Source organism: Blautia acetigignens (assembly GCF_025566865.1).
Taxonomy (GTDB): Bacteria; Bacillota; Clostridia; order Lachnospirales; family Lachnospiraceae; genus Blautia_A; species Blautia_A acetigignens.
The window spans coordinates 137,012-162,458 of record NZ_JAOQJM010000008.1 but is presented as its reverse complement, the minus strand read 5'-3'; the positions used below and the strand labels follow the sequence as shown (position 1 = coordinate 162,458).

Below are 25,447 nucleotides of genomic sequence, written 5' to 3'. Positions count from 1 at the left end.
CTAAACAGATAAACGCTCCAGTGACCCTGCCGTCGGAAGGCCATGATTTAGTCAAGAGCGAGAGAAAAGAGGCAGGATGTACTGAAGACGGTCACGAAGAGTACTGGCAGTGCAGTAAATGCCATAGATTTTTCTCAGATGAGGAAGGAAATACAAGAATAAGCGAGCCGAAGGTAATCTCCAAAACGGGACATAGCTTAAAAAAAGTAGAGAAGAAAGAAGCAAGCTGTACCGAATCAGGCTATGAAGCTTATTGGAAGTGTCAGAACGAAACTTGCCAGAGACTTTTCTCAGATGAAGGCGGAAAGACCGGAATCAACCAGCCGAAAGAGATCAAAGCTACTGGACACAAATATGAAGAACCAGCATACATATGGAGTGCTGACAACTTGAAGTGTAACGCAGAAAGAAAATGTACCGCTTGCGATGATGTGGAAATGGAGACAGCAGATGCAACAGTTACAGTAGTACAGGAAAAGAACTGTATATTACCGGAGTTAACGATGTTCCATGTAACATTTAAAAATGATGTGTTTGAAGGTCAGACAAAAGAGAATGTAAAGACAGCAGAAGCTACTGGACATGATTTGGAAAAGGTCGAGAAGAAAGTTGCAAACTGTACCGAATCCGGCCATGAAGGCTATTGGAAGTGCCAGACCTGTGAGAAATTTTTCTCAGATGAAATCGGAACAGCGGAAATTAGCAATCCGATAGAGATCAAAGCAACAGGCCATAATCTGGAAAAGGTCGAGAAGAAGGCAGCTAGCTGTACAGAAACCGGATATGAAGAGTACTGGAAGTGTCAAACTTGCGGAAAACTCTTCTCAGATGAAGCTGGAACAGATGAAATTGCCAGCCTTGATGATATTCAGATTCCAGCAAAAGGTCATGAAGAAGGAAACGAATGGTTATCCGATGCTGAAAAACACTGGAAAGAGTGTGCTGTGTGCCAGGAAAAAACAGAAGAAGCAGATCATGTTTATGTCAACGAAACTGATACTGTCTGCGAAATCTGCGGATATGAACGAACCATAAAATCCGAGGTCCCGGAAATATTAGAAGGACATAATGGAAAATGGCAGATGAACTCAGGAAAAACACTTTCCTTCAGATCAAGTGCACCATTTGCAGAATTTATTAGTGTAACAATTGATGATGTGGTTGTCGATGAAAAGAATTATGACAAAGCAGAAGGAAGCACGATTATAACCCTGCATCCAGAATTCCTGTCAACCCTGTCAGTAGGAACACACACGTTAAGCATTGATTCAGCAAGTGGTTCCGCAGCTACAGAATTTACCATTGAAGAAGCTACGGCAGAGCCCTCCATCACAGAGACACCTTCCGTTACACCGACCACCGCACCTTCTGCAACCACCGCACCTTCTGCAACCACTGCATCTACAGCTGCCACTGTTACACCTACGCCTACAGCTTCTCCTGAAACAAAAGCTCCAAAAACTGGAGACGAAAGCAACGTGGCAATCTGGATGCTGCTCCTGTTCCTCTCAGCCGAAGGAATCATAGTAGCACTGCAGAAATCCAAAAAGAAAACCAGATAGGTAATTTCCCCACCGGGCGGGTGCTCCCAGACGAGCCACCCGCCTATTGCTATGTATTAATTTAAACTTTTTCAGATTGAGTTTACTCTCTAAGTGTGCCATAATGAATCAACAGGTAGCCACGAAAGGAATTCAATTGGTGACAATTAGCTGACCTACAGCTTATGGAGAGTATGCTCCATATACATTTATAGAGAGTGAAAAGGAATTTGAGGATTTGGTTCAAAAAATGGCAGTGGAGGGATAGCAAATATTATGCTATCCCTTATTTTTCTATGGTTGTCTCCTGCCAGTATTCATACGGCAGCATATGATACATCTTTCTTACAGTAGTCCGCTGGCTAGCGTAGAGTTTGGCTAGTTTGCGTTTTTGGATGTAGAGGTCTTTGGGCATTTCTTCAAGGTCGTAGGGGATCTTGTCGTTTACATAATATTTTCCAAAAGAATAAAAATCGGCATTGCAGTCCGTCTCTTTATAGGCTTCTTCTACAAGCTGGTGCATCATCTGGTGGTGGTGATGACCGTATTCGCCGTTTGCGTTGTGAGTGGCAACCTGTTCCCAGTTTTTGTAGTTCAAGACGGTGGCAATATCTGCTTCCATATCCTTTTTGCAGAAGTTCCAGCTGCTGCGATCTTTTCCGATTTTGTCCGGGTAGGAGAGAATCAGGTATTTGTCTCCAGTGGCTTCCATCACGGATTTAAACTCTGCGCTTCGCACAGGATCATTTCCCCGGGTCATGCACACTACCAGATAATCATCCTCAATCAAATGCCGTCCGCCCCAGAGCAGATCATCGTCCGGGTGCGCCACAAACATCACCTTGTCGTACCCGTCCAGATCAAGGGCATCCAGGTCGGCAGTTGTTACATGGGGCAGATTCAGATAAGGATAAAAAAGATAAAATTCATGTCCGGCAAAGGCAATCGCAGCCAGTATCACAATTGCAGCCAGCAGCCGTTTCCAGTGCCGCGCTAGCCAGGAAAGAATTCTGCCAGCGTTGGAACTGGCGGAAAAATGATTGTTCATGTAAGGTACTCCATTTCTGCTTTTATTAGTATGATATCAGTGTAAAAAGACCTTTTGGCATCTATATCATAACATTTATATAAACGAAATCAGATTTCATTATATTTCAAATAACTATCTCAATTATACTATATTCCCCATAAGTTACAAGGCGATGTTTGAAGTGCTCCAGCCATTTCAAAAAGATTAAGATAGTTTTTCCGAAGAAAGACTGTTATACTTAAGAAAGTACAATTTTTGAGGTAGCAGAATATGAGAAAAACGAATCTTGCATTTATAATTGGTTTTATTGTCTGCTTCGCGACGGCGTATCGGGGGATGGTGTTTAGTCCGTCTTTTACCATGATGTATGTGGTTGCGGGGATGGGACTTTGCATTCTCGGGGAAATATTGGATATGGCGCAGGCAGGGAAAAGGTTTGGCAGCAGAGAACAGAAGCTGATTGGTTTGTTAAGCAGGATATTATACATATTCGGAATGTTCTGGGCGTTCCCTGCGGTAATTATTTATGCCACAGGCGATGACTGGATGAACGGCTGTATGCGTGCGGCAGCAGTTGGAAGCGTAGTGCTGTGTGGGATTTGGCTGGGATGGATGTGGAAAACCAGAGGAATTCAGGAAGCAGTGTGGGGAAAAGCTCTGGAATTGCTGGTTTCACTGGCAGCAGCACTGTTGGCTGTATTTTGCGGAATCAATAGTGTGGCGTTGATGCCTTATGGAATTGGGCTTTTGATTCTAACAATAGCACGGCTGAAAGAAAATAACGACAGTCTTATAAGAAAAATATTGTTCTGTCTGGGGCTGGTTTTGATAGCTGCATTGCCTGTTCTGCCAGCATTGGGAGGTATATTTTGAAAAAAATAGGTGGTCTATTAGCTGTTTGTATAACAGCGTCTTTAACTTTAAGCGGCTGCGGACTCTATGACATCGCAGACCTGTTTTCCGGTTTGGGGAAGGGGAGTGCGCAGTTGTATGTAAATGAAGAATTACAAATGCCAGTGGATGGGAAAGACACAATTCTCCCTGGTGCCGCCTGGCTTGACACAGACGGTAATTCCATCCAGGCCCACGGCGGCCAGATCCAGCTCATGTCAGTGCCAGACGGCAACGGCGGAAAAACAGAGAAATACGTATGGGTAGGCGAGGATAAGTCCTCCGGCCATTTCGGCAACGATGTGGCAGTCTACACATCCGATGACCTGTACCACTGGGAATTCCAGGGCGATGTCCTTCGGGCAGTGGAATCCCGGAAACAGCTGGAGGAAGATTCCTATTTCCAGGAACTTTACCAGGATTACAGCCAGGAAGAACTGGACGAAGTCTATAACTGCATCAACAAAAATACCGTAATCGAGCGCCCGAAAATGCTGTACAACGAGAAAACCGACAAATACGTAATCTGGTTTCACAGCGATGACAGCACTGAGAAAAATTCCTACAAATATGACGTAGGAATGGCAGGCGTAGCCATCAGCGACTCCCTCGCAGGTCCTTTTCGTTTCCTTGGAAGATACCGTCTCAGTCAGTGTCCAAAAGGCCAGATCGACTGTTTCCCCTCATCCAAAGGCGAAGCTCGAGACATGAACCTTTTCAAGGATGATGACGGAATCGCTTACATTGTCTACACCAGCGAAAACAACAAAACCATGTACATTTCCAAGCTGAATGAGGAATACACATACCTGTCCGCAGACCCGGAGGAGGCAGTTTACAAGGAAGATTTCATCCGCCTTTTCCCAGGCTCCATGCGGGAAGCTCCAGTTCTTTTCAAGGGAGACAACGGGCGGTACTACTTTATGTCCTCCAGCACCACAGGATGGATGTCCAACCAGGCGCGGGTCTGGTCCGCAGATGAGATTTTCGGCGAATGGAAAAACGACGGAAACCCTTGCCTGGGAAAAGATGGAGACATTACCTTTGACACCCAGAGCACCTGCGTTTTCCAGACGAAATCCGGTCAGTGGATTTACTTCGGAGACCGCTGGAACAGCACGGATCTGGCAGATTCCAGATACATCTGGCTGCCTCTTGCTTTCAACGGCAATAAGGTAGAAATTCAGTGGGAATCAGAATTTATACTCCAATAAAGGTTCGAAGAACAGATTTTGTTCATAAAGAATATCTTGCGGCATGCGGCCAATGAACAGAAATTATATATGAGAAAAATGATAAATTGCTGAAATATATGATATAAACAGGAACCCAAATTTGTTACAATCAATAATAGCAAACGATGGAAAGATGGAGGATGAACATGAAAGAACTTCTTTACGGAGCAGCATACTACGACGAATATATGCCATATGACCGCCTGGACAAAGATGTGGAAATGATGAAAAAAGCAGGGATCAACACCGTTCGAATTGCGGAGTCTACATGGAGCACCTGTGAACCGCAGCCAGGCATATTTGATTTCTCCCACGTAGAAAGAGTAATGGACGCCATGGAAGCTGCAGGAATCAATGTGATCATTGGTACGCCTACCTACGCAGTTCCTACCTGGATGGTGAAGGCGCATCCGGAGGTGCTGGCTGAAACAGTAAGAGGAAGAGGCATTTACGGTGCCCGTCAGATCATGGACATTACCCATCCGGTGTATCTTTTTTATGCAGAACGGGTGATTCGTGAACTGATGAAACGCACTGCTCACAGAAAATGTGTTATTGGTTTTCAGGTGGATAATGAAACCAAGTATTACGGAACAGCAGGGAAAAATGTGCAGGAGCAGTTTGTAAAGTATCTTCGCGAAAAATTTCATGATGATCTGGATGCTTTAAATTATGAATTCGGCCTTGACTATTGGAGCAATCGGATCAATGCCTGGGAAGATTTCCCGGATGTACGTGGTACGATCAATGGAAGCCTTGGCGCAGAATTTGAAAAATTCCAGAGAACCTTGGTTGACAGGTTCCTTAGCTGGCAGGCAGATATTGTGAATGAATACAAAAGAGAGGATCAGTTTATTACACATAATCTTGATTTTGAGTGGCGTGGATTTTCTTATGGAGTGCAGCCAGATGTTAATCATCTCCATGCTTCCAGATGCCTGACGATTGCAGGAACCGATATTTATCATCCTACACAGGATAACCTTACAGGAACAGAGATTGCATTTGGCGGAGATCTGATCCGCTCCCTGAAGCAGGACAATTACCTGGTGCTTGAAACGGAAGCACAGGGATTTCCAGGCTGGACCCCCTATAAAGGTCAGCTGCGTCTGCAGGCGTACAGCCACCTGGCATCTGGCGCAAACTGCGTGATGTACTGGCATTGGCATTCTATTCATAATGCCTGCGAAACTTACTGGAAGGGGCTTCTCAGTCATGATTTCCAGGAAAATGCGACTTACCGGGAAGCCTGCATAATTGGAAATGAGTTTGCCCGTCTTGGAGAGCATCTGGTAAATCTGAAAAAGAAAAATGATGTGGCAGTGCTTGTGAGCAATGAAGCACTTACTGCATTGAAATGGTTTGGTATCCAAAACCAGGCACCGGGGGCAGCCGGAAACGGTGGAATCGGCTACAATGATGTAATGCGCTGGATGTACGACACTTTGTATCGAATGAATGTGGAATGTGATTTTATATGGCCGGAATCTGAGAATCTGGATCAGTACAAGGCAATTGTGGTACCTGCCCTTTATGCGGCACCGGACGAATTGCTGAACCGACTGAATCAGTACGTGGAAAATGGAGGAACTTTGATTGCGTCCTTCAAGAGTGCTTTTGCAAACGAAAATGTGAAGGTAAGCCATGAGGTACAGCCGCATATTCTGAGCAACTGCTTCGGAGTCCATTACGATCAGTTCACTTTCCCGAAAAATGTGGGCTTAACAGGGGAAATTATTCCGAAAAAAACAGATCAGAAAGGCAATGCACACCCAGCTGCGAATGTATTTATGGAGCTTCTGGTTTCGGAGGGAGCAGAAGTGCTGGCATCTTACGAGCACTATAATTGGAAAGATTACGCCGCTATCACCCGAAACCACTACGGAAAAGGCCAGGCCGTATACATCGGCTGCATGACAGATGAAGATACACTGAAGGCTGTTTATAAAGCCGTGCTTCCGGAAGCCGGTGTGGAAATCCCAAAGTATCATTACCCAATCATTGTGCGAAAAGGTACCAACGATCTGGGTAAAACTATTCGTTATTTCCTGAATTATTGTGCTGTGGAGCTGGAAATGCCCTATGAATATAAGAACGGCGAAGAACTGTTGGAAAATACATCCGTAGAAAAGGGGGCTGCCCTTCAAATGCCAGCGTGGGGCGTGAAAATTGTGGAAGAAGCATAAAAAGAAATCTTAAAAAAGTTCCGGCAAACGGTGGAAGGACATTGTTTGCCGGAATTTTTTTTCAAACACACTCTAGTCTGCTTGTGGCTGATAGGAAAGCGGATAAAGGCCTAAATAATTTAATATACATAAAACGTGATTTTTGTGCTAAAATAGTAATGAAAAACGTGATAAAACTGCGAATAAAAGCTCAAAAAACGTGATTGACTTTTTGAAGGGGTGAGGTTATGTATTTTAAAAGAAAGGTAGACAGTTACTTAAGGCAGTGGAAGGAGAAAGAAAACAGACTTCCGCTAATTATTAAAGGTGCAAGACAGATTGGAAAGACAGAATCTATTATTCACTTTGCAGATGAGAATTATGAGAATGTGGTTTCTATAAATTTTGTGCTGGAGGGGCAGTATAAAACTATATTAAGTGACGGATATAGTGTGGAAAATATTATAAAAAATATATCCCTCATTGATCCTTCTAAAAAATTTATTGCAGGAAAAACTCTGATTGTGTTTGATGAATTGCAGGAATTTCCTGATATTTCCACTTCTTTGAAGTCTTTTAAGATGGATGGAAGATTTGATGTAATCTGCAGCGGCTCTTTGCTGGGAATTAATTATAAAAAAATTCACAGTAACAGTGTGGGATATAAAACAGATTATGAAATGTTCTCTATGGATTTTGAGGAATTTCTCTGGGCAAAAGGCTACTCAGATTTACACATCGAACAAATTCTGGAACATATGTGTTCTGGGAAGGTATTCTCTGAAACGGAATTGTCTGTTTATAAAAAACTGTTTCTTGAATATTGCGTGCTTGGGGGGATGCCCGCAGTTATCAGGCAATATATAGAAACGAACACCTTTTCCGATACATTGGAAATTCAACGTCAAATTCAACTAGATTATGAAGAGGATATTAGAAAATATGCAGAAGGATTAGACCAAACGAAAATTGCCAGTGTATACAGAAGTGTTCCGGTACAGCTGGCAAAAGAGAACAAAAAATTTCAGTTAAGTAAAATTGAGAAAAATGCAAGAAGCAGAGAGTATTCGGGCTGTATTGATTGGCTGAAGGATGCGGGAGTTGTTTCTGTGTGCTATTGTCTGGATTATCCAGAATTACCGTTAAAGGGAAATTATGATGAATTGAAATTTAAGCTGTACTATCCGGATACAGGACTGCTGATTGCGTCTTTGGACGAGGAAGCCCAAGAGGACTTACGGGCAAATAAAAATATGGGTGTTTACAAAGGTGCTTTATATGAAAACTTTGTTGCAGAGGCATTTCTGAAACAGGGTTTAGGACTATATTATTACAAAAAAGAAAATGCAACTTTAGAAGAAGACTTTTTTGTCAGAACGAAAGACGAACTGGTTCCAGTTGAAGTAAAGGCAAATAATAATCGTTCAAAATCTCTAAGAAAGTTGATTGACAATGAAAACTACAGTGATATTAAGTGGGGAATAAAACTGGCTGACAGTAATGTGGGCATAGAAAATGGAATTTATACATTTCCATATTTTTGCTCATTTTTGATTAAAAGATATCTGGCAAAAAGAGGTTAAATATAAGGGGTACCGCATTGCTTAAAGTAATGCGGTACCCCTTATTAAAGTTTAAATCCTCTTCAGTTCATAATTTCTTGAACCAAGTCCAATTTTCTGTCCATGATCCAGAGTTGCTTCCCACTCAACATTCGGATTAGAATCCATAAAGTGATTGTGGTGGCAATGCCATTCCGGTTTTGCAAGGTTGTCACCAAGCTGACTGTTGCGGATTGGCTCAGCTGCAAGACATGCGTCTACACAGGCCTGGTCAAGGGCAATGGGATCAAAGCTTGCGAACATTCCGATATCCGGAAGGATCGGAGCATCGTTTTCAACGTGGCAGTCACAGTTCGGGCTGATGTCCTGAACCAGGGCAATATGGAAGCATGGACGTCCGTGACAGACTGCCTGTGCATACTCTGTCATCTTGCGGCAAAGGAGCTCATTGGAATTGCTGTGTGGATTGTGGATGGCATCAAAGCTGCAGGCACCGATGCAGCGACCACAGCCCTTACATTTATCATAATCGATAACAGCTTTTTTCTCAGGATATGTAATTGCGTCACTTCCGCATTCCTTGGCACAGCGTTTACAGCCACGGCACAGCTCTTCATTGATGACTGGCTTACCGCTGGCGTGCTGAGCCATTTTTCCCGCACGGCTTCCGCAGCCCATTCCGATGTTCTTAATTGCGCCGCCAAAACCGGTTGTCTCATGTCCCTTGAAATGGGTAAGACTGATGAATACATCAGCGTCCATAACAGCACGGCCGATTTTTGCAGTAGGACAATATTCTGCATTTTCTACAGGAACCTCCACATCATCAGTTCCTCGAAGTCCATCACCGATAATGATCTGACAGCCTGTGGTAACAGTATTGAACCCATTCAGATTAGCACAGTCCATGTGCTCCAGGGCGTTCTTACGGCTTCCCGGATAGAGGGTGTTACAGTCTGTAAGGAATGGCATTCCTCCAAGCTCTTTACAAAGATCTGCTACTACCTTTGCATAATTGGGGCGCAGGAAAGCAAGGTTTCCAAGTTCTCCGAAATGCATTTTGATGGCAACAAATTTACCATCCATGTCGATATTTTTGATTCCGGCTGCGATACACAATTTTTTCAGCTTGTCCAGCTGGCTTGTGCCAACCTTGCAGCGGAAATCAGTGAAATAAACAGTTGATTTTTCCATAATGTACCTCATTTCTGATTTTTATTTATCTTCATAATATTCTTGTAATTGCTTTAAGGTTAAGCTGTTTTGATGCTACCAGATTTTTTAATAGGCTTTAAAAAATTTTCAGAACATCCTCAAGCTCTCTGCGCTTCGGCCGACTTGGCTCTTCATCTGCTTTTCCTACTGCAATAACAGCGACAATAGTCTCAGCTTCCGGGATGGAGAGCATTTCGCGAATCTTATCTGCATTGCGAAGGCCCATGATCAGGGTGGAAAGACCAAGCTCTGCAGCCTTCAGGATCAGGTTTTCATTCTGAAGACCAAGATCATAGCAGCCCCAGCCATTACCGATTTCATTATCAGGTGTGCCGTCCTTCTGGAAGCCGGCGCGGTTATGTACAAAGGTAGTGACGATCAAAGCGGCATGCTCAGTTTTTATATCGTTATTAGCGTAACACAGACATTCCTTACGAAGCTTCTGCTTCATATCCTCTGATAAAACACAATAATAACGCCCTGTTTCAGTATTTTTCCATGATGGGGCTTCCAAGGCTGCCTTTATAAGCTGCTGGATCTGTTCTTTGGTAATATCCGTATTAGGACTGTATTTACGCACAGATCTTCTGTTCTCAATAAGTGTCTGAAATTCCATGAGAAAACCTCCTCAATCAAATTTTTTATTATTATGGCATTATTAAGAAGAAAAATCAATCAGTCAATTGAAAAAGTAATTATGAAAAGTATGGGGTTATTTTCATAACCAGAGTATTGACATTACTGACAAATTTGATGATAATAAGATTTGCTTTGTAAAGGTTACAGATGGAAAAGAGACCTTCTATTTAACTGTGAGATATAAGAACGGATACAACTTCTCCCCTGATAAGTATATAGAACCGTAGGCATTGCTTAACCAAATTAAGCAAGGAGGGCAAGGGGCAGAGCGTGATTCACGTAAGGAGTATAGCATGATTTGTGAATTAAAAGAAACAGGCAGAGCCAGTGCCCTCTTTGCAGGCTGGCAGGATAGTGTAATCTGGTCAGCGGTGCAGGGCGTAATGGGAAAAATATATGTGGATTCTCTAAAAAAGCCGGAGAGCGGTGCTGTTATGCTTGGAGATTTTTGTTTCCTGAGTGGAAGAACAAAATCGGAAGTCATTTTTGGAGTGTTGGAAAAAGGTGAATGCACAGAGCTGATTCTGGTGCCGCAAAACAATGACTGGGCACAAATGATCGAGAACTGCTATGGAGAGAAAGCTGAGAAAGCTATTCGCTATGCAATTAAAAAAGAACCAGGGATTTTTGATCTTGTCAAGCTTCAAAAGGCGGCAAACAGCTTGTCTGCGGAATACGAAATGAAACTGATCGACAAAGAGCTTTTTGAGGCTTGCAGGATGACCTCCTGGAGTAAAGATCTGGCTGCGAATTATGAAAATTACAGCAAATATGAGAAATTTGGTCTTGGCGTAGTAATTTTAAAAAATGGTGAGATAGTAGCCGGAATTTCTTCCTATTCCGGTTATGGAAGGCGAATTAACGAAAATCTGGGTTATCATGGTGGGATTGAAATTGAAGTGGTAACCAGGGAAGATTACCGCAGAAAAGGACTGGCTTATATTGGAGCCGCACGGCTTCTGCTAGAGTGTGATAAGCGAGGGCTTTATCCAAACTGGGATGCAGCCAATAAAATGTCTGTTGGGCTGGCAGAGAAGCTGGGTTATCATTTCAGCCACGAGTATGTGGTTTATAAAGTGAAAAAGGAGAAATTATGACGGGATTTGAAAAGCTGGAAAACAGTTTAATAGATGTAATAAAGGAAGAACAGGCCAAGCTTGGATTTAAAGAGGAGAAAATTCATTTATATTATCCTCTGTCTTCCCTGAATCATTTCTTTTCTGCCAAGGACAACGCAGATGAAATGGCTGCCAGATTATCACATATGCCGGAAGCGCTGGTACAGAAGCTGGGGCAGGTGACCACTACCCACAGAGGTGACCGCTTTTGCTTTTATATTCCGGAACCAGGCAGTGTGTATGTACATGAGAATATGAAAGAGAATGAGTTTATCAAGGTCCTTATCGAGCTGGTTCAGCAGCACGATTGTACGAAGGAGAAGCTGCTTAATCTGTTTGCGTCTTATTGGGAAAAAACAGAGTATCAGGATATGAATAACGGGGAGTTTGACTTTTATATCCGATTTGTGGATAAAGAGGACGATATGTATTATTATTGCTTTAAGGACGAAGGCTTTCACTTTATTTATCACAGATTTCTGCCGGAGGATTATGAGGAGTTCGGATTCTGACAGAGCAGATTTCCTGCGTATTTTCACAATTACATGTCCAAATGCATAGAAAAGTCTTCCTCACATAAACATATTATAAAATATGTTTGTGTGAGGGATTTTTTTATGATGAATTATCTTTGGGGCGGAATGCTTTTGCTTGGGGTGATTTACGGAGCATTTGCAGGAACCCTGGATGGGGTAACGGAAGCGATAATTAATTCGGCAAAGGAAGCCGTGAATCTGGTGATTGCAATTGCAGGAATCACAGCCTTTTGGACCGGTATTATGAAAATCGCAGAGCAGACGGGGCTGGTGGAAAAGCTGGCAAGGAGAATCCAGCCGCTTCTTCGATTCCTCTTTCCGGAATTAAAGAATCAGGAGAAAGCCAATTATTATATTTCATTGAATTTTCTTTCTAATTTTCTTGGGTTGAGCCACGCAAGTACCAGTTCGGGCTTGCTGGCATTTCAGGAATTGGACAGACTAAATGGCTACAGCACAATTGCCAGTAAATCCATGTGTACATTTCTGATTATCAATGTTTCCTCCCTTCAATTATTACCCATCAATATGATCGCTTATCGCGCTCAGTATGGCAGTCCGAATCCCGCTGCGATCGTAGGACCTGCCATTTTTGCCACCGGAATGAGTACGCTGGCAGCAGTGATATTTTGCAGGATTATGAATGGGAAGAAATAAATGAGCTGAATTTATAATCTTGACAAATAAGAAAACTTGTGCGTATATTGTAAAAAAGCTTTTCGAAAAAAATTTATACAAAGGGGAAATGGAAGATGGATTTGAAAAACTATTCAACAGGTGTCCAGCATATCGGAATTCCAACAAACGATATTGATAAAACCGTAGAATTTTATCATAAACTGGGCTTTGAAACTGCTTTTGAAACAGTTAATAAAGAAGCAGACGAGAAGGTTGTATTCCTGAAGCTTGGAACTCTGGTTGTGGAAACTTATGAGAATCACACAGCAGCTCTTCGTGCAGGAGCAATTGATCATGTTGCACTTGATGTTAAGGACATAGAAGAGATTTATCAGTACATTAACGAGGCTGGCTTGAATACCACACAGGACAGTATTCATTTTTTACCGTTCTGGGAAAAGGGAGTAAAGTTTTTCACTATTGAAGGACCAAATAAAGAGAAGGTTGAATTCAGTCAGTACTTATAAAGGATATTTACAACAGGAAGCCGGTACATTGCCTGAAACAATGTACCGGCTTTTATAGGGTGGATGAAAAATGAAACAGTTAAAAAAATGGTATCTGAATCTTTCAATTCAGAGAAAATATCTGTATTGTACACTTAGCATTACGCTGGTTGTGCTTTTGGCAGCCAGCTTTTTCCAGTTTATGTCTGCATCAGAAACTGTAACAGAGCAGACGGTGAAACAGTCAGCAGGAGTGATCAATGAGCTGTCTGTTAACCTTGATCATTATTTTGATATGGTGGAAAATTCATTTGAATATATCGCAAACAGCAGTATTGTACAGGAAGAACTGGAATCTGATAAACCATATAAATCCGATGGGTCCGAGCTTTATTCTTATTATTCAAGGGCCGGCCAGATCAGAAGACTGCTTTTGCAGGGCTATACAAGCATATATATAAATGATATTCAGCTGTACGGCTATAACGGTGCCAACCATCTTCTTTCCAATGACAGAGGGATTAACGAAGAAAGCTCCGAAATTTCCTGCGCAATGGCAGAAAATGCCAACGGACGCTGTGTTTACTATAATGCAGTGGACGAAAATCTGATCTATATGGCAAAACAGATAAAAGATGTATTGACTATGGAGCCTCTTGGAGTTTTGCGGGTTTCTATCAAAATCAGTTATTTAAAGAAAATGACACTGACGGCGCAGGAATCCTTGTCGGCTCATATATTTTTACTGGATCAGGATAACAATATTCTGCTGGAAAGTGCCGGGGAAAATATGGATCTGAAGGATCAGAAATGGGTGGATCAGATTAATGGAAATTCCGGAAATCTTTGGCTTGATCTGGATGGGAAAGCTTACAACCTTGTTTACCAGACAAGCTCAGAAACCGGACTTACAGTTGTCGGGATGATTCCAACCAGCTTTTTGCAGAAAACGGCCCGGGAACTGGAAAAAACCACTGTGATGTTGATAGGAATCAGTATTCTTCTGTGCATTCTTCTGGCTAATATTATGGCACGCGGAATTACAAGACCTATTGAAAAAACAAGTAATGCTATGAAAAAATTTGCAAAAGGAGATTTCTCAGTGCGCCTTCCGGAAGGAAGAGCAGATGAAATCGGAGCCATGAATTTGGTTTTTAACCAGACCATTGAGAAGGTTGAGAAGCTGCTGAAGCAGATTGTAGAGATGGAAATGGTAAATAAAGATATTGAATTTCAGGCATTACAGGCACAGATCAATCCCCATTTCCTTTATAACGTGCTGGATACAATTAACTGGATGGCCAGAAAAAAGGGGGAAGAAAATATCTGCCGGATGGTAACTGCAATCAGTAACCTTATGAGGGCAAGCATTAGCAATAAACGAAGCATGGTACGTGTGAAAGAAGAACTGAAATATATTGAAGACTATCTTTTTATTCAGGAAACAAGATACGGAGATAAATTTACTTCGTATATTGAGGTAGACGAGGAACTGAATGAACTGGAAATTCCTAAGATGGTAATACAGACGCTGGTTGAAAATGCAGTTGTTCACGGAGTCGAAAATGCCACCTGGGATTGTTTCCTCTATATTTCAGGAGAAATCCAGGATGACATGGCAGTATTTAAGGTAAAAGATGACGGTGTGGGAATTTCTGCAGAAAAGCTGGAAGCTCTTTTAAAAATGGAGGAAGAACCGGAGCATAAGGCGGAAAGAACACATACAAATCTGGGTATTTATGCAGTACAAAAACGTCTGGAATATGTATATCACGGAAAAGCCAAAATGATGATCACATCAGAAAAAGAAAAGGGAACTCTGGTTGTGCTGGAAATTCCTCTGAAAAAAGCGAAGGAGATTATGAAAGATGGAACTTCAGGTAATGATATTGGATGATGAGTATATTATTTTGGATGGTTTATGCTCTTTTCCCTGGTCTGATTATGGATATCAGGTGGCTGCTACTGCGAAAAATGGTCTGGAGGGACTGGAAAAGCTGGAACATATAAAGCCAGATCTGATTCTTACAGATGTCCGGATGCCTGGAATGGATGGTCTGGATTTTGCCGAGCGGGCTCACGAGATGTATCCAGATACAGTCATTGTAATCCTGACAGGCTATGACAGCTTTGCCTATGCCCAAAAAGCAATCAGTATTGGTGTGAAGGAATATCTGCTGAAGCCCATTGATTACGATGAATTAAAAAATATGGCAGCCAGGCTTGCTGAAGAAATACGTGCAAAAAAAGAAGAACAGCAGGAGGTTCGGGATTTACAGAAGTATTTTAATCAGTCTGTACCGGAGCTAAGGTCTAAATTTGCAGGAAATCTTCTCTATGGAAGGCTTCAGGGAAAAGGAGTGGTGCAGGAGCAGGCGAAATCCCTTAAGCTGACCATCGAAAAATACATTGTATGTGTTGGAAGAAAGGTAGTTGGGGAAAAACAACTTCACGAAGGCGACAAATGGATTGAAGAATTTGCCTGTATTAATATTTTTGAGGAAATTTTCAACAATTACAACATACAGGTGTTGAGTGATTATAATACGGCTACAGCTGAGTATAACTTCATACTTTTGTTTGCGAAAGAGGAAGAAAATCAGAAATGTATGGATCTTGCACTTCAGGCCTGTGGGAAAATCCAGGAAGAAGTGGAACGGTATTTGAATGCACGCATGAATTTTGGAATCAGTGATATTTCGGAAGACGAATATCAGGCAAATGCCCAGTACCGCAAAGCTCAGAAGGCTTGCAGACAGTGCATTTATCTTGGAATGAACATTATCCTGAAATATGAAGACCTGCAATACGAGGAACAGAAGGAGTTTGTGATCACACAAGGCGAGAGAATGCATTTCATGATGACACTGTTTCAGGAAAGCTTCGAAAAGGCGGAGGAGGAATTGCGCCAGCTTTTTGCCCAGGCACCGGAGGATGGGGCAGCTGTTAAATTTGCAGCGATGGATCTGCTGTTTGGGTGCATGAAGTTTCCATACACCTGTGCGGTGGACAGTGAAATACATAATAAAAACTGGAATTTTTCTGTACTTCAGGATGGAGTGAAACGAATTTCCCAATGTGAAACTACAGAAGAAGTCCTGAATTGTATGTTTAATCTGTTTGGAACATTGATCAAGCAGAATACAGAAGGATCAGATGAGCGGAACCGGAAGCTGGTTCAGAGTATATTATCGTATATTGAGAAAAATTATGCCACGGATATTTCAATGGATGATCTTACAGAAAAATTTCATGTGAGCCGAACCTATATCAGTCGGCTTCTAAAGAAATATGCAGGAAAAAGCTTTCTGGAATATCTGACAGATGTGCGTTTTAAGCATGTGGAGAAGCTGATAGCAGATGATCGCTATAAGCAATATGAAATAGCAGAAATGGTAGGATATAAGGATTTCGGATATTACATTAAGGTGTTTAAAAAGCGATACGGCATTACCCCTAATGAGTTCCGTAAACATATCTAAAAGCAATGGGAGATTTGTGCACAAAAGGAAACTGTGTACAAATCTCCCATTTTTACTTTTATTTCCAATTGTTTATAAAAGCACCAGAAGGTAAAATAAAATCATCAAAAGCGAGGAAACCTAAAATAAAAGGAGGAAAATGAAATGAAAAAAATGAGAAAAATGGTATCTCTGGCGTTGACAGCAGCTATGACAGCTGGTCTTATGACAGGAATGGGAGCGTTAACAGCTTCAGCAGACAGCGAGAGAACCAAGATTACTGCACTGTTAAAAGGAACGGAATCAACAGAGCAGTTTCAGACCTTTGACTATCTTCTAAAAAACTTCTGTGACGAGAAAGGCCTGGATTATGAAATTGAACTTGTAAACGATATGCAGGACTATTTCACAAAGCTGCAGATGTATATCAACAGTGATACACTTCCAGACATCTTTGGATGCCCGAATGGAACACTTTCCGCAGCCTGCAAGGATATTGATGCACTGGTTGATGTAGGTGCAGAGCTGGAAAGAAACGGATATGCAGATAAACTGAACGGAGCAATCCGCGATTTCCTTACTGATGCAGATGATGGAAATCTGTACCTGTTTCCACAGGGTCTGTACTGTGAATACTTTATGTACAGAAAAGACATTTTTGAAGATGCAGGAATTACAGATGCACCAACAACCTGGGAAGAGTTTGAAGAGGATTGCCAGAAAATAGCAGATTTAGGTGAGATTCCGGTAATTGTAGGAGGTTCCGATGCATGGCAGCTTATGAGATACCTTTCCTTCTCTCCATGGAGAGTAACAGGTCCTGAATTTATTCAGGGATATCAGGCAGGAACAGATTCCTTTAGTGAAAATGAGTCTGCAAAATATGCAGTAAATCTTCTTTCTGATCTTGGAACAAAAGGATATTTTGAGCCTGGATTTGCAAGTGTAGACTTTACATCCGCATGCAACCTGTTCTTCGGTGGTACAGGAGCAATCTTCTATACCGGCTCAGGACAGATCAGCCTGGCAGAAGAGATGTATGATAACGGAGAACTCGGATTCTTCCCGGTACCGGATACAGAAGGTATGGATAATATGGCTACCAATGTACCGATCCATGCGGGATTTGCAGAAGGCTTTAATAAAGCTACATATGATGATACAATGCAGGAATTCTTTGATTATATGTGCGAGAACTTCTCCGATGCTTGCTACAATCAGGCACATGTATTCTCTCCATTTAACGAGGATTCTCTTCCAGAAGGACTTCCGCAGCTGTACTATGACACTCAGCCAATGTTCGAGGACGCAGAAACAGCATGGACTTCCTGGGATGACAAGCTTGATTCTGATGTAATGACAAAAATTGTTGATGAACAGCAGAAGCTGGCACAGGGAATCACCACACCAGACGAATTTATTGAAACCTGTGATTCTTTTATTAAATAAAGAATTTTAAGTGTGCAGGAATGAGACTGGCGGAAAATTTGCCAGTCTCTTTTAAAGAAAGGAGAGAGTCTTATGCAGAAAGCATTTGGAAAGAAATCAGTAATTTTTATGTTTCTTTTTCCTGCATTCCTTATCTATACTGCATTTGTTATTGTGTCCATTGTATGGGCAGGTTATTACAGCTTTTTTGACTGGAGCGGTGTAGGCGAGAAAATATTTGTAGGATTCAAGAATTATGTGGAGCTTTTAACACAAGATACCGTGTTCCGCTCTACAGTATGGCATACAATTGTTTATACGATTATCAATGTGGCAATTCAGGTATTTGGAGGCTTACTGTTTGCAGTCCTTCTTTCCCGAATCAAAAGAGGCAGAGTTGCTTTACAGACTTTGTATTATATTCCGGTAGTAATTTCATCAGTTGCAATCTGCCAGATTTTTACAAAACTGTTCTCTGTAACACCAATTGGAATCGTGAATCAGATTTTATCCTTCATAAACCCTTCATTCAAGTTCATGGAGTGGATATCAAATCCGCAGATTTCACTGTACGTAACAGCGTTTGTAGAGGCTTATAAATATCTGGGACTGTATATGGTTATTTTCTATGCAGCACTGATCGGTGTACCGGATGAACTTGGTGAAGCAGCATTGATTGACGGAGCAGCAGTATGGCAGGAATATCTGTATGTGAAAATTCCATACATCAAACCGGTTATCATTGCCAACTGTCTTCTGGTATTAAATGGATCCTTAAGATCCTTTGAGTTCTCATACCTGCTGACACATGGCGGACCTGGAAATGCATCAGAGCTTATGACAACCTATATGTACAAACAGGCCTTCAGCAGTATGAAATATGGATACGGAAGTGCCGTAGCCATTATGATCGTAATTATTTGTATGGTAGTAGGATTATTATTCCGTAAATTCTCAGGAGAGGGGGAAGACGAATGAAAAAGAAAAAAGTTTCCATTCCCAGCATTATTAAATGGGTCATTGCGTTATTCCTGGTTATTATGCAGGTGTATCCCTTCTTTTATGTATTTACCTCCAGCTTTAAGTCATTAGATGACTTCAGAAAGCTTCCGGCATATGCGCTTCCATCTAAGTGGATATTAACAAACTTTATTAATGTTTTTACAAAGAGCCATATGCTGACTTATTTTAAGAACAGTATTATTGTTTTGATCGGTGTATTAGTTCCATTACTTTTATTTGCACTGATGGCTGGATTTGCACTTAGCAAAATCAAGTTCAGAGGAAGAAAAATAATCCTGAACTATTTCCTGCTCGGATTAATGCTTCCTATGCAGGTTGCCTTAATTCCACTGTTTAGTATTTTTAACAAAATGGGATTGATCAATACATATCCGGCGATTATTTTACCGCAGATTGCATTTTCATTATCCTATTCCATCCAGCTGTTTTACTCCTTCAATAAATTCTTCCCGGAGGAAATGCTGGAAGCTGCTATTATTGACGGATGCTCTCCGATGGGCTGCTTTTTCAAAATGGTAGTTCCGATGTCTTTGAACTCCATCATTACAGTAGCTACCATGCAGGCTGTTTTCTGCTGGAATGAATATATTAATGCTTATACATTTACAAGATCCACAGATATGAAAACAATTACACTGGGTCTGAATGACTTCGTGGGAAGCATGGGACTGACAGACTGGGGCGCAACCTTTGCTGCGATTACAGTTACAGTACTCCCGGTATTTATTTTCTATTTCTTCAGCAGCAAGAAGATGCTTGCAGGTATGACCGCAGGCGCTGTGAAGGGATGAGTAAAAATTAAACAAAAATGGCGATATATGAACGCCTGTAAAGAAAAGGAGAATATATTATGCAGAAATTATACTATCAGTTTCCAGAAACATGGTTTGGTGATTGCATGCCATTCGGACATGGAGATAAATTTTATTTATATCATCAGAGAGATACCAGAAAACCGGGACCATTTGGAGAGCCATTTGGCTGGGATTTAGCAACAACCTCGGATTTTGTTCACTACGAAGACTGTGGTGTGGCAATTCCAAGAGGAACCGACGAAGAGCAGGATCAGTTTATTTTCGCAGGAAGTGTTTTTGAAGCAGAGGGACAGTATCATATTTTCTATACCGGCTACAACCGTGATTATCCGGCACTTGGAAAACCGTCTCAGGTACTGATGCATGCATATAGTGATGATCTGGTTACCTGGCACAAAACTCAGGATGCTCTTACCTTTACCCCACAGGAAGGTTATGATCCGGATGACTGGAGAGATCCGTGGGTGATCCGTGATGAGGAAAATGATCAGTACTTACTGATTCTTGGAGCAAGACTGCAGGGACCGAAAACAAGACAGACCGGTAGAACTGTTAAATTTACTTCCAAGGATCTGAAAAACTGGAAGTTTGAAGGCGATTTCTGGGCACCGGACCTTTATACCATGCATGAAATGCCAGACCTGTTTAAAATTGGTGACTGGTGGTATCACATTGTAACAGAATACAGTGACAGAAGCAAAATGGTTTACCGCATGAGCAAGAGTTTGAACGGTCCATGGATCGCACCAAAGGATGATGCATTCGACGGCAGAGCTTATTATGCAGGACGTACCTTTGAACTGAACGGACAGAGAATCCTGTTTGGTTGGGTTGCAACAAAAGACAAAGACGATGACGATGAAAACTTTATCTGGGCAGGAACCTTTATGGCACATGAGGTATACCAGAAAGAGGATGGCACTCTTGGTGTAAGAATTCCGGAAACAGTATGGAATGCTTTTGACAAAGAGGAAAAGAAGGATGATTTCGTTATCGACACACCAACCAAGAGCTCAGAAGTAGTTGTTGGAAGAAATACCGGTGACATTTTCAAATTTGAAGCAGATGTGGAGTTCTCTGAGGGTACAAGAACATTTGGCGTGAGATTTTATGAGGATGAGGACAAAGCAGAATCTTATCAGTTTGTATTTAATGTTACAGAGAACCGTTATGTATTTGAGAAGAAACCGAACTGGCCATGGCCCGCAAATCAGAATATCGGACTGGAAAGACCAATTGATCTGATTCCGGGAAAGAAATACAACATCCGTATGATCGTGGATGACACAATTGCTACCATTTATGTGGATGGTGTGGCTTTAAATGCACGAGCATACAAGAGACCAGGAGAAAGCTTATCTCTGTTTGCTTCTGAGGGAAGCATGAAGATTACAAATTGCAAGGTGACTACTGGATTGAAGTAATTTAGTGCAGCTGAAAAGAGCCTGGTGGAAGTAAAACTTCCACCAGGCTCTGATAAATTCTGGTATAGCAGTCTTTTGCTTTTTTTAATAAGCTCTCTTTATGATTTCATTCATATGCTGTGTAGCTTCAAAGCGAATTCGCTCTTCATCTAATGTAAGTACCTCACGATTTTTCATAACAAGCTTTCCATTGATGATGGAATCGATTACATCATGTCCATTTGCAGCATCTACAATAGTATTTACAAGATTCTGAGTTGGTGTAATATGCGGCTGATCAATATTTAAAAGAATCAGATCAGCTTTCTTTCCTTCTTTTACAGATCCCAGAATATCGCCATGTCCGATAGCATTTGCTCCTCCCTGAGAAGCCATTTTCAAAAGAGTCGGGCAGGTCATAACTACCGGATTAAAAGAAGGAAGTCCCCAATAAGCCAGCATAGCATAACGCAGAACCTTCATCTCATCGAAAATATCCAGGTTAGAAGGAGCTGCTCCATCACAACCTAAACCTACACTTGCACCAGCTTCCAGAATCTGCGGAGCCTTCGGGAAGCCATGATTTGCCAGATTGGCTCTTGGGCAATGGATCATTTTTACTCCTCGTTCTGCCATCAGAGTAATATCATGGTCAGATAGCATAACATTATGTGCAGTCAGAAGATTTGGTCCCAAAATTCCCATTTCATCTAAAAACTCAGCAGGACGTTTTTGATAATTTTGTAGGCAAAAGCTCACTTCATCTTTATGCTCACATAAATGTGCATGGATGCCTGTATGAAGCTCTTTGGCACATTCACCTACCATGGTGATGAGATCTCTGGAGCAGGTCATTACCTGACGAATAGCAAACCAGATATCCACACGGCCGTCGCCGGCTCCCTGATAGTTCTTATACAACTCTTTTGTATGGTCTATAGCTTCAGAAGCAGTTTCCTTCATTGCGCCTGTAATAGCATTGCCCATATCCATTGTGGATTTCGCTATTGCGGCTCTCATACCGGATTCTATAACTGCATCAGCCACATGCTCCATATGTACACCGCCGGAATCAGCAAAAGCAGTAGTTCCGTTTTTGATCATTTCCAGACAGGCTAACTGTCCGCTGACGTAAGAATCTTCCGGGAGAAGATTGCTTTCAAAGGGAACCAGGAAACGAGTCCAAACCATAGGATATTCATCAGCAACACGACCTCTTAACAGCTGCTGACAGGTATGGGTATGACCGTCTATTAAACCTGGCATAACAAGCTTACCTTTTCCATCAAGTGTTTCCGTGGCAACACTATCAGCGAATTCATCTGCTGAACCGATTTTCTTGATCCAGGTGTCTTTAATTCCTACTGAACAGGTGGATGAAACGCTCATATCAGGATTCAAAACCTGACAATTTTTGATTAAAATATCATAGTTTTCCATAAGCTACCTCATTTCATCTCATATGTTTGTTAAATGGCTCCTGTCATTTTCAAAACAACGTCTGCAACAAGAGCGGAGAATATAAAGGTTCCGGTAATTACAAATAAAGTGATCAATACCAGCTTCCATCCCATTTTTGCAAAATCCTTTAAATCTTTTCCCAGAGAAATACCGGCAAATGCACCAAGTGCTGTAGCCGGTGCTAAAAATGCAACAGAAGATGTAGTTCCAACTACGATATCTTTTACCGGTGAAACAGGACATGCAAGAAGCAGTCCGAGAAGGGATACATACATCATAGAAGGAAGCTTAACAAATCGGCTCATAAATTTACTTATAGTAAGACCGATAAGAGAAATAGCACTCAGTAAAAGAACTCCAATAATGGAATCTTTTACAGGCATTTTGTAACCAATTACATTTGTAAGTATTATAATCACAGACACCATGAGAAGCAGTCCAAGCTGCTGTACGAAGTATTTTCTGACCATTTATTTAACCTCCTGATTATTTTTGCGTCCAATCTTAGGCTCTAAAATTGCGTATAATTTTTTTGCAAGAGGAAGACCTACGAAGGTACCCATGTAAATTCCGGTAATACCGGTCAGCATATCACTGGCACCACCCATGATCATAATATTTTCTGCCTGCTGTGGGTAGATTTCACCTAATGTTCCGGCAGCAGCAGTCATCATGGATCCACTTCCTACTCCACTGGCCATACCAAGAGCAATAGGATCGAAAATATTCCAGGAAGCTACAACGCTTGCAAGAATGCTGATAAATACTGTTCCGATTACAGAACCTACAATGTAAACTGCAAAGGTTCCTTTTGTTTCCGGAGCGTCCGGTCCAAAAATATCTGTGGTCAATCCAAGGTTTGAATCACGGTTAATTGAGTAACAAGCACCAATAGATTCCTTCTTTAAACCAAGTAATAATGCGAGCGGCATAGATAAGAGAATCGTTCCAAGATTTCCGAATTCCTGAAGAAGCAATGCAGGACCCACTGAAACCAGTTTTGCAAGATTTGCACCGGAAGAAATGCCCATTTTTGCCATAAAAGGTGCCAAAACCACAAGAACCAGGCTTCCGCCTATTTTACATTCCTCAGTTTTGAATACTTTAAAAATATCCGGTCCTAAAAGCCCTCCGAATATGACGGCAAACACCATCGGGAACAGAGTAAGTGTACCAACGCCAATGTTAAGCTTAACAGTTCCGATCAGATCACAGACTGCGGAAATGACCAGAGCGGCAAGGTAAATTTTCCAGTACTTTTTGATGACAATCTTTAGTTTTTCCATATAAGAAACTCCTTCCTTTTTTTCTGCACAGGTGCGCAGCAATTTATGCTGTAAGTATAACATGAGAGCTGATTTCTGCGAACATACCAAAAAGCGATGGGAAGCCATCGCTTTTTTCGCTATATCAAGAAAGGTGTTTTCTCACTGCATTATTTTTTTATAAGAAAATCGTCGGATCTTTATCTACATAGAAACAGCCTCATTCTGCATTAAAAGCTCCACAAAACGGCTGGCTGTATCAGAAAGCGTATGCTTTTGACGCAAAATCCATCCTATTTCAAGGCGGACTCCATTTTTGACAGGCAGAGAAATAATGTCACTGTAATTATCATCAAAAGATCTGTAACCACTTCCAATAGCAAACCCCTGGCAATAACGCATAGCAGAATAGGATGCTGCCCGGTCAGAAACATGGATTATTTTTTTTACCTGATAATTAGGAATGATAAGATCAGTATAAGCAGGGTTGGTGTCAGGCGAACGGTCATAAGAAATGAAAGGATATTGTATCATTTCTTCAATATTAATTTCCTGGCTATTGGCAAGTGGATGGTTTTGGCATATGTAAGCATGAGCTGTCTGATAAACAATGTGATTAAAAATAATACCACGATTTCTTAATTCCTGGATCATCTGTCCTTTGCTATGCTCTGTGAAAAAAATAATTCCCAAATCGTCCAGTCCACGTTCTACGCGATCCAGTACTTCTGAGGTACGGCATTCATAAAAACCACAGTGATAGGAACCATAGCTTTCGTTTAATTTATTGATGACAGAAATAAAAGAGGCCATGCCGCAAATGTGATGCTGTGCAGAAACGGACAGACCTAAAGGTCGTTTTTTGGAACCGTTATATTTCTCATCCAGGTAGTCAAGACGGCTTAAAATTCCCTTAAATTCAATTAAAAGCTCTTCACCGCTTCTGGTAAGACGCACACCTGTGCTCTCTCTTATAAATGCAGTAATATCATATGTATTTTCTATTTCCTTAATAGCACTGGAAATGCTTGATTGCGCTGTAAACAAACGCTTGGCTGCTTCACTGATAGAGCCGGACTCAGCTACGCTGATAAAATATTTTATTTGCTGCAGTGTCATATAAGGTCTCCTTTTTTTATCATCTGGATTCTCTTACGGTTGTAAACCAGATGCAGATACATGGCATCCTGTGCCCGGAGTGGTTCATGAGCTGCAATGGCATCTGCAACACAGGAACCAGTCTTGGAACTACAATATTTTTGCATTCAGACGTTCCGACAGAATGGTTTCATTAGGCAGCTTATTTCCTATGATAATGTGTTTCAGGTTCAATGTCAAAATGCTAAAATGTACAAAAACAGATATAGAAATTTAGACAAAATTCCAGTATTGCATTTTGACCAATAGAATATCCGATAAATACATCAGATGAATCAAGGGGCGGGATCAATACAAAAAATCTTGAAGAGTATCTTTCCTGGATAATCATTTATTTCAATGTCTGGCATACCTTATAAAGTATTTCTGAACAGATT

General features: G+C 41.5%; 22 protein-coding genes and 2 pseudogenes. 16 read left to right on the top strand and 8 right to left on the bottom strand.

Going from position 1 to position 25,447, the window contains the following annotated elements:
* Together OCV70_RS11535 and OCV70_RS20200 are read left to right on the top strand one after the other, a co-directional pair.
* Positions 1 to 1,562: pseudogene (locus OCV70_RS11535) on the top strand (hypothetical protein); the annotation flags it as partial.
* Positions 1,563 to 1,728: 166 nt separating this feature from the next.
* A pseudogene (locus OCV70_RS20200) lies at positions 1,729 to 1,809 on the top strand (DUF6718 family protein); the annotation flags it as partial.
* Positions 1,810 to 1,827: 18 nt separating this feature from the next.
* Here the strand turns inward: OCV70_RS20200 and OCV70_RS11530 are convergent.
* Entirely contained in the window at positions 1,828 to 2,589 is a 762-nt protein-coding gene (locus OCV70_RS11530) for a PIG-L family deacetylase (RefSeq protein ID WP_173767676.1), read from the bottom strand.
* Positions 2,590 to 2,841: 252 nt separating this feature from the next.
* Between OCV70_RS11530 and OCV70_RS11525 the strand changes: the two genes are divergently transcribed.
* The 4 genes from OCV70_RS11525 to OCV70_RS11510 all read left to right on the top strand — a co-directional run bounded on the left by OCV70_RS11525 (position 2,842) and on the right by OCV70_RS11510 (position 8,445).
* A complete protein-coding gene (locus tag OCV70_RS11525) occupies positions 2,842 to 3,444 on the top strand; it encodes a hypothetical protein (RefSeq protein ID WP_173767678.1) in 603 nt (200 codons plus the stop codon).
* Positions 3,441 to 4,676 carry a glycoside hydrolase family 43 protein gene (locus OCV70_RS11520; RefSeq protein WP_173767680.1) on the top strand — a complete coding sequence of 412 codons (1,236 nt, stop codon included), beginning with the start codon at positions 3,441 to 3,443 and terminating at the stop codon, positions 4,674 to 4,676. The genes OCV70_RS11525 and OCV70_RS11520 overlap by 4 nt, the downstream gene beginning before the upstream one ends.
* A 167-nt stretch (positions 4,677 to 4,843) precedes the next feature.
* The gene (locus tag OCV70_RS11515) at positions 4,844 to 6,883 is read left to right on the top strand and encodes a beta-galactosidase (RefSeq protein WP_117849448.1); all 2,040 of its coding nucleotides are present in this window, start codon (positions 4,844 to 4,846) and stop codon (positions 6,881 to 6,883) included.
* A gap of 227 nt (positions 6,884 to 7,110) precedes the next feature.
* Positions 7,111 to 8,445, top strand: coding sequence for an ATP-binding protein (locus tag OCV70_RS11510; RefSeq protein WP_021924779.1), 1,335 nt, complete (start codon positions 7,111 to 7,113; stop codon positions 8,443 to 8,445).
* Positions 8,446 to 8,496: 51 nt separating this feature from the next.
* Here OCV70_RS11510 and OCV70_RS11505 read toward each other — a convergent pair whose 3' ends face one another.
* Entirely contained in the window at positions 8,497 to 9,618 is a 1,122-nt protein-coding gene (locus OCV70_RS11505; protein ID WP_021924780.1) for a DUF362 domain-containing protein, read from the bottom strand.
* A 97-nt stretch (positions 9,619 to 9,715) separates the two neighbouring features.
* Entirely contained in the window at positions 9,716 to 10,255 is a 540-nt protein-coding gene (locus OCV70_RS11500) for a nitroreductase family protein (protein ID WP_021924781.1), read from the bottom strand.
* A 316-nt stretch (positions 10,256 to 10,571) separates the two neighbouring features.
* Between OCV70_RS11500 and OCV70_RS11495 the strand changes: the two genes are divergently transcribed.
* The 10 genes from OCV70_RS11495 (at position 10,572) to OCV70_RS11450 (ending at position 21,207) form a co-directional block, all read left to right on the top strand.
* Complete coding sequence (locus OCV70_RS11495; protein ID WP_262579701.1) at positions 10,572 to 11,375, top strand: GNAT family N-acetyltransferase; 804 nt, start codon at positions 10,572 to 10,574, stop codon at positions 11,373 to 11,375.
* Entirely contained in the window at positions 11,372 to 11,908 is a 537-nt protein-coding gene (locus tag OCV70_RS11490; protein ID WP_021924783.1) for a DUF3877 family protein, read from the top strand. Before OCV70_RS11495 ends, OCV70_RS11490 begins: the two co-directional genes overlap by 4 nt.
* A gap of 105 nt (positions 11,909 to 12,013) precedes the next feature.
* On the top strand, positions 12,014 to 12,589 hold the full coding sequence (locus OCV70_RS11485; protein WP_021924784.1) for a hypothetical protein: 576 nt from the start codon (positions 12,014 to 12,016) through the stop codon (positions 12,587 to 12,589).
* A gap of 95 nt (positions 12,590 to 12,684) precedes the next feature.
* Positions 12,685 to 13,077 (top strand): VOC family protein, encoded by a 393-nt coding sequence (locus OCV70_RS11480; protein WP_021924785.1) that lies wholly within the window; start codon positions 12,685 to 12,687, stop codon positions 13,075 to 13,077.
* Positions 13,078 to 13,147: 70 nt separating this feature from the next.
* Positions 13,148 to 14,953, top strand: a complete 1,806-nt coding sequence (locus OCV70_RS11475; protein ID WP_021924786.1) for a cache domain-containing sensor histidine kinase — start codon at positions 13,148 to 13,150, stop codon at positions 14,951 to 14,953.
* Complete coding sequence (locus OCV70_RS11470) at positions 14,925 to 16,538, top strand: response regulator transcription factor (RefSeq protein WP_173767682.1); 1,614 nt, start codon at positions 14,925 to 14,927, stop codon at positions 16,536 to 16,538. Before OCV70_RS11475 ends, OCV70_RS11470 begins: the two co-directional genes overlap by 29 nt.
* Positions 16,539 to 16,682: 144 nt before the next feature.
* Entirely contained in the window at positions 16,683 to 17,966 is a 1,284-nt protein-coding gene (locus tag OCV70_RS11465) for an ABC transporter substrate-binding protein (protein WP_173767684.1), read from the top strand.
* A 72-nt stretch (positions 17,967 to 18,038) separates the two neighbouring features.
* Positions 18,039 to 18,923, top strand: coding sequence for a carbohydrate ABC transporter permease (locus OCV70_RS11460; protein WP_021924801.1), 885 nt, complete (start codon positions 18,039 to 18,041; stop codon positions 18,921 to 18,923).
* Positions 18,920 to 19,759, top strand: a complete 840-nt coding sequence (locus OCV70_RS11455) for a carbohydrate ABC transporter permease (RefSeq protein WP_021924802.1) — start codon at positions 18,920 to 18,922, stop codon at positions 19,757 to 19,759. Before OCV70_RS11460 ends, OCV70_RS11455 begins: the two co-directional genes overlap by 4 nt.
* A 59-nt stretch (positions 19,760 to 19,818) precedes the next feature.
* The gene (locus OCV70_RS11450) at positions 19,819 to 21,207 is read left to right on the top strand and encodes a glycoside hydrolase family 32 protein (RefSeq protein WP_173767686.1); all 1,389 of its coding nucleotides are present in this window, start codon (positions 19,819 to 19,821) and stop codon (positions 21,205 to 21,207) included.
* An 84-nt stretch (positions 21,208 to 21,291) separates the two neighbouring features.
* Here the strand turns inward: OCV70_RS11450 and OCV70_RS11445 are convergent, their stop codons facing one another.
* From OCV70_RS11445 to OCV70_RS11425, 5 genes are all read right to left on the bottom strand, one after another.
* A complete protein-coding gene (locus OCV70_RS11445; protein WP_173767688.1) occupies positions 21,292 to 22,626 on the bottom strand; it encodes an amidohydrolase in 1,335 nt (444 codons plus the stop codon).
* Between the two features lie 29 nt (positions 22,627 to 22,655).
* Entirely contained in the window at positions 22,656 to 23,117 is a 462-nt protein-coding gene (locus tag OCV70_RS11440; RefSeq protein WP_021925173.1) for a hypothetical protein, read from the bottom strand.
* Positions 23,118 to 23,933 (bottom strand): DUF3100 domain-containing protein, encoded by an 816-nt coding sequence (locus OCV70_RS11435; protein WP_021925174.1) that lies wholly within the window; start codon positions 23,931 to 23,933, stop codon positions 23,118 to 23,120.
* A gap of 183 nt (positions 23,934 to 24,116) precedes the next feature.
* Positions 24,117 to 25,031, bottom strand: coding sequence for a LysR family transcriptional regulator (locus OCV70_RS11430; protein WP_021925175.1), 915 nt, complete (start codon positions 25,029 to 25,031; stop codon positions 24,117 to 24,119).
* Positions 25,028 to 25,177, bottom strand: a complete 150-nt coding sequence (locus tag OCV70_RS11425; protein ID WP_243280810.1) for a hypothetical protein — start codon at positions 25,175 to 25,177, stop codon at positions 25,028 to 25,030. The genes OCV70_RS11430 and OCV70_RS11425 overlap by 4 nt, the downstream gene beginning before the upstream one ends.
* Between the last annotated feature and the right edge of the window lie 270 nt (positions 25,178 to 25,447).